The organism is Vogesella mureinivorans (assembly GCF_007644035.1).
GTDB lineage: Bacteria > Pseudomonadota > Gammaproteobacteria > Burkholderiales > Chromobacteriaceae > Vogesella > Vogesella mureinivorans.
The window spans coordinates 32,240-44,520 of the sequence record NZ_VMTV02000134.1 but is presented as its reverse complement, the minus strand read 5'-3'; the positions used below and the strand labels follow the sequence as shown (position 1 = coordinate 44,520).

The window sequence follows — 12,281 nt, the reverse complement described above, 5'->3', positions numbered from 1 at the left end:
TTATCTTGAACACGAGCTATCTGGAGCCGGCATGGATACCCCGAACACCCCCGACGCCGTGGACGCCATCCGCGCACAGTGGCAGCGCGAACGCCCCGACCTGGACACCCGCCACATGGCCATCATCGGCCGCCTGGGCCGCTGTAGCATCCAGCTGCAAAAACGGCTGAACGACACCTTCGGCCAGTACGGCATCAGCAACTGGGAATTCGACGTGCTGGCCACGCTGCGCCGCAGCGGCGCGCCGTACTGCCTGGCGCCCACCGCGCTGTTTTCCAGCCTGATGCTGTCGTCCGGCACCATGACGCGCCAGCTGCAGCTGCTGGCCGAGCGCGGTCTGGTGTGCCGTCTGCCCAGCCCCGACGACGCGCGCAGCCTGCTGGTGCAGCTCACACCGCAGGGGCTGGATCTGGTGAACGAAGTAGTGGGTGCGCATGTGGATAACATGGCGCGTATCCTGGCACCGCTGGACGCCGCACAGCTGGACGCGCTGGACGCGTCGATGAGCGCGCTGCTGGCCACGCTGGAGCCCACCGCGAAAGCGGGGCGCTGATGCTGCTGTACGACCTGGCCGCCGTGGGCGCGGCCACTTGCTGGGCCGCTGGCGGGCTTATCGGTGCCACCCCGGCGCGGCACTTCGGCCCGTTTGCCTTCAGCCGGCTGCGGCTGAGCTTTCTGACCGTGCTGCTGGGCGCTGCCAGCCTGGCGCTGGGCGGCTGGGCCACGCTGCACAGCGCCGCGCTGCTGCCGCTGACGTTATCGGCGCTGTTCGGCATTTTTCTCGGCGATGCGCTGATGTTCGCCGCCATGAACCGCCTGGGCCCACGCCGCACCGGCCTGCTGTTTGCCACCCACTCGGTGTTTTCGGTGGCGCTGGGCGTGCTGCTGCTGGGCGAAGCACTCAGCCTGCAGGCGCTGGCCGGCAGCGTGCTGGTGTTTGGCGGCGTGCTGGTGGCGGTGGCCTTTGGCCGCCGCGATGGCAGCACCCACCACTGGGAACAAAGCCACGGTATGAAAGCCGGCGTGGCGCTGGGCCTGGCCGCCGCGCTGTGCCAGGCGTGCGGCACCTTCTTTGCCAAACCAGCCATGGCCAGCGGGCTGGACCCGCTCACCGCCAGCGCGCTGCGCATGGCGATAGGCTGTGCGGCCAACTGGCTGCTGTGGGCCAGCGGCAGCCGCCTGGCCCGCATGGCCAACCCGCCCACGCCGCGCATGCTGGGTCAGCTGGCGCTGAACGGCGTGGTGGCACTGGGCCTGGGCATGACGCTGATCATGGTGGCGCTGCAAGGCGGCAACGTAGCTACCGTGGGCATGCTGTCGGCGCTAAGCCCGGTGCTGATCCTGCCCATGCTGTGGGTGGTGACGCGCCAGGCACCACCGCTGCTGGGCTGGCTGGGCGCCGCCATCAGCGTAGCCGGCACCGCGCTGCTACTGGGGCGTTAGGCACTACACACAAAACAAAGCGGCCAACCTTGCGCAAGGTTGGCTGCTTGGCTGTCAGCACCGCATCGCTTTGGTTATCATGCAATTTTCATTAACTGCGTTTACTGCCATGCTGCGTCGCCTCGCCACCATCCTGCTTTGTGCCGGCCTGACTGTCCCGCTGGCCATCCAGGCATCCCCTGCCTTCCCGGCACTCACCCTACCGGGTAGTCAGCCAGAATCTGTTACCCCGTTTGGCCCGCGCACAATCGCTAACACGCCCTTGGTGTTCCGTAGCCTCCAGGAGGCACTGGCCTGGAACCGTCAGCAAGCAAAACAGCATAATGAAATGGCTGCGTTGATAGCCGAGGCGTATTCGCTTATCAAGGCCGGCAAGGCCGCCAACGCTGACGAAGTGATGGCGTACTGGCAACACGGCGCAGAACACGACGCCACGGCACAGTACTGGTACGGCCTGAGCCAGGTGATGGCTCACGACTACCCTAAGGCAGCCACGTATCTGCAGAAAGCCGCCAAGCAGCAACACCCCCAAGCCATGACCGCGCTGGGCAGGCTGTACCTGTATGGTATGGGCGTAGAGCAAGACCCGCAGCAAGCGGCCAAATGGCTGCAAGCTGCCGTCGCACAGGGGGACCGCGAAGCGGATTACTGGCTTTGCCAGCAACGTGATCCCGGTAATGGCATCAGGCAAGCCAACCCCGAGCTGATTGCGTGCTACGAGCAAAATGCCAGCCAGGGCGATACCCGGGCCATGCTGCGGCTGGCCAAGCTGTACCGTGAAGGCTGGCATGTGGCCATGGACTATGCCGCGGCAGAACGCTGGTATCAGCAAGCGGCAAAGCACGGCGACAGTACGGCGGCCGAAGCATTGAACGGGCTGTATTTCAATCGATACGGCTTCAGCCGTGATGACCTGCGCCAGGCCGGTGCACTGCTGAGTCAGGCAAAGGCGGGGGACATCATGGCACAGCTGAAAGTAGCCCTGATGCAGGATGTCGGCCTGGGGCTAGCCGCAGATCCCGAGCAGGCCGTGCACTGGTACCTGGCCGCGGCACAACAAGCTGGCGGCCAGGCGCTGCCTGCCCGTAACGGTCTTTCAGATCAAAGCATGGCGCTGGCACAAAACCGGCTGGGTGAAATACTGGAGTGGGGCAGGTATGGCCCACAGGATGTTACTGCAGCAGCCAACTGGTACCTGCAGGCCGCACGGCTGGGCAATGCCCAGGCCCAGCACAATCTCGGCCGCCTGCTACAGGCCGGCAAAGGTATCAGCATGAATTACGGCGAGGCCGAAAAATGGTACCGCCTGGCCGCCTCACAGGATCTGGCCGATGCAACAAACAGCCTGAAAACCTTGTACAGCAATACCTATGGCCTGAGCCGTGAAGACATCCGGGCGCTGGCCACACACCAGCGCGATGCAGCACAGGGCAAAGCCACTGCGCAGCGGATGCTTGGGCTGATTTACGAATCCGGTAAAGGCTTGCCAGCCGACATCGTCCAGGCCGCGCATTGGTACAACAAAGCAGCAGCACAAGGCGATGTCAGTGCCCAATACCAGCTGGGCCGCCTGTACGCCGAGGGTAAAGGCCTGCCTGTAGATTGGGCACAAGCCGCCCGTTACTACCAGCAAGCCGCCACTCAGGGCTATGCCCCCGCGCAGAACCGGCTAGGTAATCTGTACCGCTACGGCCAAGGGGTGGCGCAGGATGCTGCCGAAGCCGCACGCTGGTACCGCCTGGCCGCCGAACAAGGCCTGAAAGAGGCGCAGTTCAGCCTGGGCACGCTGTATCTGGACGGCAATGGCGTACCACAGAGCGACAAGGACGCCGATTTCTGGTTTACCAAGGCTGCCGCCAAACGTTATCAGCCTTGAACACACACCTTCGTCAGGCTTGGTTAAGCGGCTGAGCCGCTGTAAAAACCTGCACCCAAAACAATGCGGCCAACCTTGCCTAAGGTTGGCCGCATCTTTTATCAAAAACCGCTGCTTACTGGTTGGCGCGCACCCACTTGTGCCACTGCGCAAACAGCTCGGGGTTCAGCGCGGCGATGGCGGAGCGCTTCCAGATGGTGTCGGCCCAGTAGTCGTCGGTATTCAGGCTGGCGATGCGCCCGCCGGCTTCTTCCAGGATCACCGCGCCGGCGGCGTAGTCCCACAGACGCTGGCCACCGTGCAGATAAATATCGTAGCGGCCGGCCGCCAGGAAGCACCAGTCCAGCGTGCTGGAACCCATGCTGCGCTGGCTACCAAACGGCGCCACGCTGCCCATGCGCGCGGCCAGCTTGCCGGAACGCAGGTATTTGATTTCCACGGCGGCGATGGCGTCGCCCATGCTGTTGGCCACGGTTTTCAGCGGCAGGCGCTGGCCGTTCAGATAGGCTCCGCCGCCACGGCGGGCGTAGAACATTTCGTCGGACACCGGGTTGTAGATCACCCCCAGCTCGCTCACGCCGTTGATCATCAGCGCCACCGACACGGCAAAGTAGGGCAGGCCGTTAACAAAGTTGGTGGTGCCATCGATGGGGTCTACCACCCACAGGCCGGCCTGGTTGGCCGCCCACAGGGCGTCCTGCTCGGCCATGGTCATTTCTTCGCCCAGCACCGGGTAGGGCAGGATGGCAGGCAGGCGCTGCTGCAGTACCTGCTGGCAGGCCAGATCGGCTTCGGTAAACAGCGAGCCGTCCTCTTTACGCGTCTTGCCCACGCGCAAAAAGCGCGGCATGACCTCGTAACGGGCCACGTCGCGTACGACCTGTATTACCTGATCGACCACTTGCATCCATCTCTCCTCTCGCGCTGCGGGCAGGCCCGCTTACCACCGTGTAATGTTTATGTTGTTGCACGTGCAGCAAACCAAGCAAAATACCGTTATCAACACGAACGATCAACACACCATGCCAAGGTTTTTTATAGATATTGCCCTTGCTGCCGGGCAAACCCTGGCACTGCCGGATACGGTAGTGCGCCATATACAGGTGTTGCGCCTGCGCGCCGGTGACGGCATCACGCTGTTTAACGGCCGTGGCGGCGAGTACCAGGCAACGCTGACCGACATCGCCAAACGCGACGTTAGCTGCACGATTGATGCTTTTAACGATACCAGCCGAGAATCACCGGTATGGCTGGGGCTGGCGCAGGCCATTTCCAGCGGCGACCGCATGGAGTTCACCCTGCAAAAAGGCGTGGAAATGGGCGTCAGCGCCTTCCAGCCGCTGGCCACCGAGCGCAGCATCGTGAAGCTGGCTGGCGACCGCGCCGACAAACGGGTACAGCGCTGGCAGGAGATCGTGATCGCCGCGTGTGAGCAAAGCGGACGCAACACCGTGCCCGAGGTGCGCCCCATCCTGACGCTGAAACAGTGGCTGGCCAGCCTGCCAGCGGCCGATGCCCACTTGCTGCTGTCGCCGCTGGGTACGCAAAAGCTGGTGGATATCGCCCGCGCGCCGCAGCAGGCGTGGCTGATGGCCGGGCCGGAGGGCGGGCTGTCTGGCGCCGAAGAACAGCAGGCCATTAGCGCCGGCTGGACGCCGCTGAAACTGGGGCCGCGCATCCTGCGCACCGAGACGGCGGCACTGGCGGCGGTAGGCGCCATCCAGACGGTGTGGGGCGACTACAGCGTGTAGCCACACCCTGAAACGCAAAGCGGCCAGGCAGTGATGCCTGGCCGCTTTTTTGTTTGGTGCGTATTACAGCCGCCTGCCGCATACCGCGGTGCGGCGGCTGCCGCTGGGGCGGCGCGCCGGGTCGTCGTACACGCCCAGCTGTTGCAGGCCGGCTTTGCGCATCATGCCGGCAGACGGGCCGTTTTCTTCGTGGCGGTCGGCTACCACCCAGGCCTGGCCCTGGGCCGCCAGCTTCTGGCACACGCTGTTCAGCAAACGGGCGCCAATGCCCTGGCCGGCGTAGTCGCGGTGGACGACCGCTTCCACGATATAGCTGCACTGCAGCGGGGCAATATCGTCGGGGCGCAGGCTGGGGTAGGGGTCAGCCTGGCGGTACAGTACCGCCCCCACCAGCGTACTGCCGTCTTCGGCCAGTACGCCACCAGCCAGACCGGCAACCAGCTGCTGGATGGTACGCGCCACGCCTTCCGGCGGTAGCCAGTTCCACATATTGGGGCCATGGTCGAATAGCAGGCTTTGTACGCTATCGGCGTCGAATGCACTGGCATCACGCAGCAAAATCGCCATCACTGCTCTCCTTCGTTTTCTGGCGCAAAGCTGGCCGGCTCTGGGCGGCTGGCCAACTGGTCGCGGGTATTTTTCTGTACCGCCACGGCCGCAAACAGGCTCAGCAGGTAGGCCATGGCGTAAAAACCTTTTTCGCTCCCCAGCAGGGTGGCATTCCACAGGCCTACCGCCAGCAATAACAGGCTGATGCCGACCGACAGCCAGCACAGGCCGTAGTAAATGCCGCTGACGGCAATGCCTTCCAGCCGGTCGCGCACGCTTTTTTGCAAAGAAACAGCGGCAAACAGGCCGTATAGCAGCACGGTGAAGTAATAACCCTTTTCGTTCAGCGGCATGGTGGCATTCCACAGGCCGATGAGGTAGGTGAGCATACCGGCAAACAAGGCGACCCAGGACACGCCGACAAAGGCGGCAGAGGGCGGGGCGATGCGGGGCTTCATGGGGTATCTCCTGCGGTGGTAGCGGGGTGGTAGTGCTGTTCCAGGGTGGCGTGGCCATGCGCTACATGCAGCGTGGCCCAGGCGCCGTTCATCAGGGTCCATTGCGGTGGTACATGGCCGATGTCGGCATCCAGTACCAGCGGGCAAGACAAGCCGTCCAGCGCTTGCATGACGGCTTCTTCGTACTGCAGGTCGCCCGGCTGCGCTGCCTCGGGGCCACTGCTGCGCCCCAGTATCAGCCCGGCCAGGCCGTCGAAAGCCCCGGCCAGGCGCATGGCCGTCAGGGCGCGTGCCAGCTCGCACGGGGCCAGCTCGCAGTTTTCCAGGTACAGCAGCACGGGTTGGCCGCGCCAGGCTTGCAGGTCGAAGTATGGCGTGGCGGCCAAGCGCGACAGCGTATCCAGGCAACCGCCGATCAGCCTGCCAGCCACGCTGGCCTGTACAGCCCCTGCCACACGCACGCGGCTGTTTTTAGTTACACCGGGGTCGCCAAACGGCCAAAAGTGCGTAAAGGCCTGCTGGCGGGGCGGCAAACCGTGCTGCCAGCTGTGCCACAGCGGCTGCATTTCGCTTTGGCGGCCCGGGTGGCTGATATCAAACACGTTCGGGCTGTGCAGCGTGGCCCAGCCGGCGCGCAGGGTAAGCGGCACCGCCAGTGTGGATACATCGGAAAAGCCGCACAGCCATTTGGGCGGCAATGCGGCCAACCTTGGCCAGTCCAGCCCGGCCAGCAGCTGCATGGCCAGCTCGCCACCCCAGGGCGGCAAAATGGCCTTGATCGCCGGGTCGTACAGAAAACCGTTGAGCTCTGCCAGCCGGGTGGCGGCGCTGGCGCTGGCGTTTTTTTCTTGCCGGCGCAGTGTGTCGCCCTCTATCACCTGATAGCCGGCCGCACGCAGGGCGGCAATAGAGGCCTCCAGGCGGGCGTGCATCACCTCGGGGACACCGGAGGACACCGCGCACAGCGCCAGCGTGTCACCGGGCTGCAATGGGGCAGGAAAGCGCAAGTTCATGGCAGGGGCAGCGGGTTATGGCCCCCCATTACAGCAGCAATTCTCATTCATGACAAAAGCTTGCCGTGCAGTGCTTATCGAAATCTGACAGCTAACACAGCGGTGTTTGTCATGGCGTGCCTGTCAGGCTGGCTCATTGGCCGCTTGTGGATAAACCGTGTTGATTGGTTTTGCCTGCGTGGAAAGCATGTAAAAACAGCAGCTTAGCTGGCAAAAGCAGTTTACCCACAGGCTGCTCGGCATGATCATACAGTGAGCACCTGCTGCTTTTACACACACAGGCCGGTAAAAAGCGGCTGATTTGCCTGTTTATCCACAGCCAACAGCTCATCTAGCGGGTTTTCCCCAGGCGGTGCAGCTCGATCAGTTTGGCGTATTTGATATAGCTGTTAAAGCAGCCAATGCTGATGTGCACCAGCCCCGGCAAACCATCACGAAAGCCCTGGCGTACCAGGTAAAACTTGATAAATCGCGTGAGCGGGCTGAACACCAGCTTGGCCACACCACATTTTTTGCCACGCTGGTACAGCGCATCGGCTTGCAAACTGGTGTAGCGGTTCTGTTTTGTCAGGTAGAGCGCAATGTCTTCGCCGGATTCATGCATCAGGTCGCCAGCCAGGGTGCCGACTTCGCTATCTGTCTGCACATATTCGTGCACCACATCGTCCGACCAGCGGGCGTGTTGGCGGTGAAACAGGCGCAGGCTGTAATCCGGGTAGCCTTCACCAAATTTCAGAAAACGCCCCATGAACTTGTTGCTACGGGCAAAACGCCAGGCGTAGCCGCGCGGTTTTTCAAGCAAGCTCATGATTTCATGGCGTAATTGATCAGATAGCCATTCATCTGCATCCAGACATAACACCCAGTCGTGGCTGGCCTGTGCCACAGCAAACTGCTTCTGCGGGCCAAAGCCCAACCAGTCCTGGTGGATAACTTTTGCCTTATAGGCAGAAGCTATTGCCAATGTCCTGTCCGTACTCCCCGAATCCACCACCACGATCTCGTCGGCAAAAGCACAGCTTTGCAGACATTTTTCCAGCTGGTTTTCTGCATTTTTGGTGATAAGCACCACGCTTAGCGCTTCAGACATACTTTCTAGACTGTCCAATAATTAAAATGATAAGGGCTGATGAAGTTGCTATCCAGCTGTGGATAATCTTGTTTTCCTGTTTTTTTTCAACAGATTGCGCTACATGAACAGCTGTGCTTGCCTGACCTGTTTTGTGGTGCAAGCTTTGTGGATAAATTGGCGATTTTGTGGTTAAGCCGGCTTGTCCACACCGCCAGGCCTGCTTTTACCCGCTGCCTGTGTATCAAGTGTGCCATGGCTGTTGGTCTACAGCGAAACGTATTGCGGCAGTGGTCATGTTTTGACTTGCTGCAGACAGGTGTTTTTTGTTGAAACATTGGCAGGCAGTTTCGCACCTCACTCTTTCATTGTTTTCACATTACTTATTTGAAGATAATGATATACAAGGCAATTCGCTGTGGATAAGTATAAAAAACGCATACTTTTCAAGGTGCTGTCATGTGTGTGGCTACCCCATTAACCCAGGCTGCGCTGGCGGGAGACTTTGTGGATAACTTTGGGCTTTCTTATCCACAGCGCTTTATCCACATTTGGGTCGCCGCGATTTTACTTGGTTAACCACAGGGGCAGCCGTAAAATTCCGCGCATGAAAAATGTCCTCCTGCTGCGCACATCGTCGATGGGCGACCTTATCCACACCTGGCCGGCACTCACCGACCTGGCACGACACCAGCCCGATACCCGCATCACCTGGCTGGCGGAAGAAGCCTTTGTGGATATCCCCGGCCTGCACCCGCAGGTACAGGCCACGCTGCCCATTGCCTGGCGCCGCTGGCGCAAGCATTTGCTGGCGCGCGATACCTGGCAGCAGATGGCGGCACTGAAAGCATCATTACAAAGCACGCGTTGGGATCTGGTGCTGGACGCGCAAGGCCTGTTGAAAAGTGCGCTGCCGGGCTGGCTGGCCAACGGCCCGCTGGCCGGCTACGACGCTGCCAGCATCCGTGAACCGTTGGCCGCACGCTTTTACCAGCGCCACTACACCGTTGGCCGCCAGCTGTCGGCCATCGAGCGCAACCGCCGCCTGTTTGCCGCGGCTTTCGGTTATGAAGTCAGCGGCGCGCCGGTGTTTGGCATCCGCGCCGGTGCCCGCCCGGGCTGGCTGCCGCAAGGGCCTTACGCCGTGCTGCTGCATGCCACCAGCCGCGACAGCAAGCTGTGGCCCGAGCCGCACTGGCTGGCACTGGCGGCCGAGCTGGCGGCGCAAGGGCTGTACGCGGTATTGCCGTGGGGCAACGCCAGCGAACAGGCGCGAGCACAAAGGTTGGCCGCCGCCATGCCGGGCGCGCTGGTGGCGCCGCGCATGCCGCTGCGCGACGCAGCCGCGCTGCTGGGCCACGCCAGTGCCGTGGTGGGGGTGGATACCGGCCTGACCCATCTGGCCAATGCGCTGGATGTGCCCCTGGTGGCGATCTATACCGATACCGACCCGGCGCTCACCGGCGTGGTAGAAACCGCGCGTGCGGCCAACATTGGCCGGGCAGGGCAGGTACCGCCGGTGGACGCGGTGCTGGCGCTGCTGGCCCGCGTGCGGGGGGCTGCCTGATGCTGCTGCAGCTGTATTCCGCCCTGTGGCCGCTGCTCACGCCGCTGATCAAGCGTTACCTGAAAAAGCGCGCCCGCCAGGCGCCGGCTTATCTTGAACACTGGGACGAGCGCTTTGGCCGCAGCCTGCCGCAGCCACGCGGGCAGCAGATCTGGCTGCACGCGGTGTCGGTGGGCGAAACCCGCGCTGCACTGCCGCTGGTGAAAGCCCTGCGCGCACGTTACCCGCAGGCCAGCCTGCTGATTACCCAGATGACGCCGACCGGCCGGGCCACCGCGCAGGAGCTGTACCCCGACGCCCAGGTGCATTACCTGCCGTACGACAACCTGCGCTGGATGCGCCGTTTCGTCGCCGCCGCGCAGCCGGCCTGCCTGCTGCTGATGGAAACCGAAATCTGGCCAGCCATGATCCACGCCTGCCGCGACGCCAAGGTGCCGGTGCTGCTGGTGAATGCGCGGCTGTCGGAAAAATCCGCCCGCGGTTACCAACGCATACACCGCCTGGTGCGCCCGGCCCTGCAGCGCCTGAACGCCGTGGCCGCGCAAAGCCGCGACGACGCCGCCAGGTTGGCCGCATTAGGCACGCCGGCACCGCTGGTGTGCGGCAGCACCAAGTACGATTTCACACCGCCCGCCGACAAGCTGGCCCTGGGCGAAGCCTTCCGTGCCCGCATCGGCACGCGCCCGGTGTGGGTGTGCGCCAGCACGCGGGATGGCGAAGAAGCGCTGATTCTGGACGCCTGGCGCGCCGCCGGCCCGCAGCAGGCCCTGCTGGTGCTGGTGCCACGCCACCCCGAGCGCTTTGCCGAGGCGGCACAGTTGGCCGCAGCCCGGGGTTTTGCCGTACAGCGCCGTAGCGACCAGGCCGCGGTGGCCGCCGACACCCAGGTGTGGGTGGGCGACAGCATGGGCGAGCTGTTTGCCTACTACGCCGCCGCCGATGTGGCCTTTGTTGGCGGCTCGCTGCTGGATTTTGGCGCGCAGAACCTGATCGAGCCGGCGAGCGCAGGCATTCCTGTACTCCTGGGGCCCTCCACCTATAATTTTGCCGAGGCCAGCGCGCTGGCCCTACAGGCGGGCGCAGCGTGCCAGGTGCACGATGCCAGCCAGCTGGTGGCAGCGGCACTGCAGCTGCTGGCCGATGCTGATGCCCGCCAGCACATGCGCCAGGCCGGCCTGGCCTTTACCGCCGCCCACCGCGGCGCCAGTGAACGTATTGCCAGCCTGATCGCAGACACACTGGGCTAAGCCAGCGCGGTGCGCCGTCGCAGGCAGGCTTAGACGCCGTGCAGTGCGCGGCGATACCGCTTATGGGAGGTGGCATGCCGCATTACCCCTTAGCCGACCCCTTGCTGGACGGGGTCTATACCAGCCGCCTGCGCCTGGCCGCCCCGCAGCCGGGCGACGGCGCCGCATTGCAGGCCGCCATCGAGGCCAGCCTGCCGCTGCTGCGCTGTTTTCCGGACAGCCTGCCGTGGGCGCAGCCGCCGCAACACGCCGATGCCTGCGAAGCCTGGTGTCGCAAGGTGGCGCTGGTGTGGCCGCAAGCGCAGGACAAGATTGCCCTGCTTTGGCTGGGGGGCGAGATCGTGGGCTGTTGCGAGCTGCACCTGCGTAGCGCGCAATGCTGGGAGCTGGGCTTTTGGGGCCACCCGGACTGGCTGGGGCTGGGTTTGTATACCGAAGCCACCGACAGCATGTTATCGCTGGCGTTTGGCCCCTACGGTGCGCAGGAGGTGTACGCCTGTACCGCTGCGGCCAACCATGCCGCACGTCGCCTGTGCCAGCGCCTGGGGATGGTGCAGAGCTGGCCGGATGACGCCAGCTGTGTCTACCGGATACGCCTGAATTAAGCGCCTGCCCGCCGCCCCCCTTTTGCCTACCCGCAAGAAAAAACCCCGCCAGCAAGCTGACGGGGTTTTTTATGGTGCCTGGCCGTATCAGGCCGGGCGGTAGATCAGGCGTTTTTCAAACAGCACTTCCTGCTCGGCCAGCTGAAAGCTGCCACCCGGCGGTACCGCCCGTTCGTATACCAGGCGTTGGCCGTTGTTCATGATCCAGGCGTGAATGGGCTGGCCCATGAAGTTACCCAGGATTTCTTCCGACTTCTGCACCATGGCGCTGTCTGCCAGCTGGGTACCACGCGGCGCGGCGGGCTCGCTGGCCGGTGTTTCCACCTCTTGCTGGGCCAGGCGCCAGTCGCTTTGCTGGCGGAACGTCTGCACGTGTTTGCGCGCGCCCCACTGCAGCATCATGCGGTACAAAAATACCGGCAGGCCCACGGCGTGTACCTGCTTGTATTCGTCGATCACACACTTCACCACAAAGCTGTGCTGACAGTGCGGGCAGTGGCCGTCGGCCAGCACGAATACCTTGTCTTTCAGCAGCAGGGCCATGCCTTCCATTGCCGATGCTTTCACCAGCTGCTTGCAGTGCGGGCAATGCTTGGCAAAACGGCTTACCGTGGTGCCATTGGGGTAGGTAATGGGAAAGAAACGGTCCAGGCGGTCGGGTTGGATCATGCTGTTACTCGTGGTATCCGGCGGTGAGGCAAAC

The 12,281-nt window shown here is 63.1% G+C and carries 13 protein-coding genes; 7 read left to right on the top strand and 6 right to left on the bottom strand.

Going from position 1 to position 12,281, the window contains the following annotated elements:
* Positions 1-31 precede the first annotated feature (31 nt).
* From FLQ44_RS03360 to FLQ44_RS03350, 3 genes are all read left to right on the top strand, one after another.
* Positions 32-553, top strand: a complete 522-nt coding sequence (locus tag FLQ44_RS03360; RefSeq protein WP_147693045.1) for a MarR family winged helix-turn-helix transcriptional regulator — start codon at positions 32-34, stop codon at positions 551-553.
* The gene (locus tag FLQ44_RS03355; RefSeq protein WP_147693044.1) at positions 553-1,443 is read left to right on the top strand and encodes a DMT family transporter; all 891 of its coding nucleotides are present in this window, start codon (positions 553-555) and stop codon (positions 1,441-1,443) included. Before FLQ44_RS03360 ends, FLQ44_RS03355 begins: the two co-directional genes overlap by 1 nt.
* A 109-nt stretch (positions 1,444-1,552) precedes the next feature.
* Positions 1,553-3,319 (top strand): tetratricopeptide repeat protein, encoded by a 1,767-nt coding sequence (locus FLQ44_RS03350; protein WP_170252745.1) that lies wholly within the window; start codon positions 1,553-1,555, stop codon positions 3,317-3,319.
* Between the two features lie 115 nt (positions 3,320-3,434).
* Here the strand turns inward: FLQ44_RS03350 and FLQ44_RS03345 are convergent, their stop codons facing one another.
* Complete coding sequence (locus FLQ44_RS03345) at positions 3,435-4,226, bottom strand: inositol monophosphatase family protein (protein WP_147693042.1); 792 nt, start codon at positions 4,224-4,226, stop codon at positions 3,435-3,437.
* A gap of 115 nt (positions 4,227-4,341) precedes the next feature.
* Here FLQ44_RS03345 and FLQ44_RS03340 point away from each other — a divergent pair, with 115 nt between their 5' ends.
* Positions 4,342-5,070 carry a 16S rRNA (uracil(1498)-N(3))-methyltransferase gene (locus tag FLQ44_RS03340; protein WP_147693041.1) on the top strand — a complete coding sequence of 243 codons (729 nt, stop codon included), beginning with the start codon at positions 4,342-4,344 and terminating at the stop codon, positions 5,068-5,070.
* A gap of 63 nt (positions 5,071-5,133) precedes the next feature.
* On the opposite strand, the gene FLQ44_RS03335 is transcribed toward FLQ44_RS03340, so the two are convergent.
* From FLQ44_RS03335 to FLQ44_RS03320, 4 genes are all read right to left on the bottom strand, one after another.
* On the bottom strand, positions 5,134-5,637 hold the full coding sequence (locus FLQ44_RS03335; protein WP_147693040.1) for a GNAT family N-acetyltransferase: 504 nt from the start codon (positions 5,635-5,637) through the stop codon (positions 5,134-5,136).
* Entirely contained in the window at positions 5,637-6,077 is a 441-nt protein-coding gene (gene yiaA, locus FLQ44_RS03330) for an inner membrane protein YiaA (protein WP_147685412.1), read from the bottom strand. Before yiaA ends, FLQ44_RS03335 begins: the two co-directional genes overlap by 1 nt.
* On the bottom strand, positions 6,074-7,090 hold the full coding sequence (locus FLQ44_RS03325; protein WP_147693039.1) for a S66 family peptidase: 1,017 nt from the start codon (positions 7,088-7,090) through the stop codon (positions 6,074-6,076). Before FLQ44_RS03325 ends, yiaA begins: the two co-directional genes overlap by 4 nt.
* A gap of 331 nt (positions 7,091-7,421) precedes the next feature.
* On the bottom strand, positions 7,422-8,180 hold the full coding sequence (locus FLQ44_RS03320) for a glycosyltransferase family 2 protein (RefSeq protein WP_147693038.1): 759 nt from the start codon (positions 8,178-8,180) through the stop codon (positions 7,422-7,424).
* A gap of 586 nt (positions 8,181-8,766) precedes the next feature.
* Between FLQ44_RS03320 and waaC the strand changes: the two genes are divergently transcribed.
* The 3 genes from waaC to FLQ44_RS03305 all read left to right on the top strand — a co-directional run bounded on the left by waaC (position 8,767) and on the right by FLQ44_RS03305 (position 11,578).
* Positions 8,767-9,726, top strand: a complete 960-nt coding sequence (gene waaC, locus FLQ44_RS03315; protein WP_147693037.1) for a lipopolysaccharide heptosyltransferase I — start codon at positions 8,767-8,769, stop codon at positions 9,724-9,726.
* The gene (gene waaA / locus FLQ44_RS03310) at positions 9,726-10,973 is read left to right on the top strand and encodes a lipid IV(A) 3-deoxy-D-manno-octulosonic acid transferase (protein WP_338117458.1); all 1,248 of its coding nucleotides are present in this window, start codon (positions 9,726-9,728) and stop codon (positions 10,971-10,973) included. The genes waaC and waaA overlap by 1 nt, the downstream gene beginning before the upstream one ends.
* Positions 10,974-11,047: 74 nt before the next feature.
* Positions 11,048-11,578 (top strand): GNAT family N-acetyltransferase, encoded by a 531-nt coding sequence (locus FLQ44_RS03305; RefSeq protein ID WP_170252743.1) that lies wholly within the window; start codon positions 11,048-11,050, stop codon positions 11,576-11,578.
* A gap of 87 nt (positions 11,579-11,665) precedes the next feature.
* Here the strand turns inward: FLQ44_RS03305 and FLQ44_RS03300 are convergent, their stop codons facing one another.
* The gene (locus tag FLQ44_RS03300) at positions 11,666-12,247 is read right to left on the bottom strand and encodes a hypothetical protein (protein ID WP_147693035.1); all 582 of its coding nucleotides are present in this window, start codon (positions 12,245-12,247) and stop codon (positions 11,666-11,668) included.
* Between the last annotated feature and the right edge of the window lie 34 nt (positions 12,248-12,281).

Bases quoted from the DNA above. Each gene is read 5' to 3' on its own strand.
- waaC (WP_147693037.1), top strand. From the start codon at position 8,767: ATGAAAAATGTCCTCCTGCTGCGCACATCGTCGATGGGCGACCTTATC.
- FLQ44_RS03320 (WP_147693038.1), bottom strand. From the start codon at position 8,180: ATGTCTGAAGCGCTAAGCGTGGTGCTTATCACCAAAAATGCAGAAAAC.
- FLQ44_RS03305 (WP_170252743.1), top strand. From the start codon at position 11,048: ATGCCGCATTACCCCTTAGCCGACCCCTTGCTGGACGGGGTCTATACC.
- FLQ44_RS03345 (WP_147693042.1), bottom strand. From the start codon at position 4,226: ATGCAAGTGGTCGATCAGGTAATACAGGTCGTACGCGACGTGGCCCGT.
- yiaA (WP_147685412.1), bottom strand. From the start codon at position 6,077: ATGAAGCCCCGCATCGCCCCGCCCTCTGCCGCCTTTGTCGGCGTGTCC.
- FLQ44_RS03325 (WP_147693039.1), bottom strand. From the start codon at position 7,090: ATGAACTTGCGCTTTCCTGCCCCATTGCAGCCCGGTGACACGCTGGCG.
- FLQ44_RS03355 (WP_147693044.1), top strand. From the start codon at position 553: ATGCTGCTGTACGACCTGGCCGCCGTGGGCGCGGCCACTTGCTGGGCC.
- waaA (WP_338117458.1), top strand. From the start codon at position 9,726: ATGCTGCTGCAGCTGTATTCCGCCCTGTGGCCGCTGCTCACGCCGCTG.
- FLQ44_RS03360 (WP_147693045.1), top strand. From the start codon at position 32: ATGGATACCCCGAACACCCCCGACGCCGTGGACGCCATCCGCGCACAG.
- FLQ44_RS03350 (WP_170252745.1), top strand. From the start codon at position 1,553: ATGCTGCGTCGCCTCGCCACCATCCTGCTTTGTGCCGGCCTGACTGTC.
- FLQ44_RS03335 (WP_147693040.1), bottom strand. From the start codon at position 5,637: ATGGCGATTTTGCTGCGTGATGCCAGTGCATTCGACGCCGATAGCGTA.
- FLQ44_RS03340 (WP_147693041.1), top strand. From the start codon at position 4,342: ATGCCAAGGTTTTTTATAGATATTGCCCTTGCTGCCGGGCAAACCCTG.
- FLQ44_RS03300 (WP_147693035.1), bottom strand. From the start codon at position 12,247: ATGATCCAACCCGACCGCCTGGACCGTTTCTTTCCCATTACCTACCCC.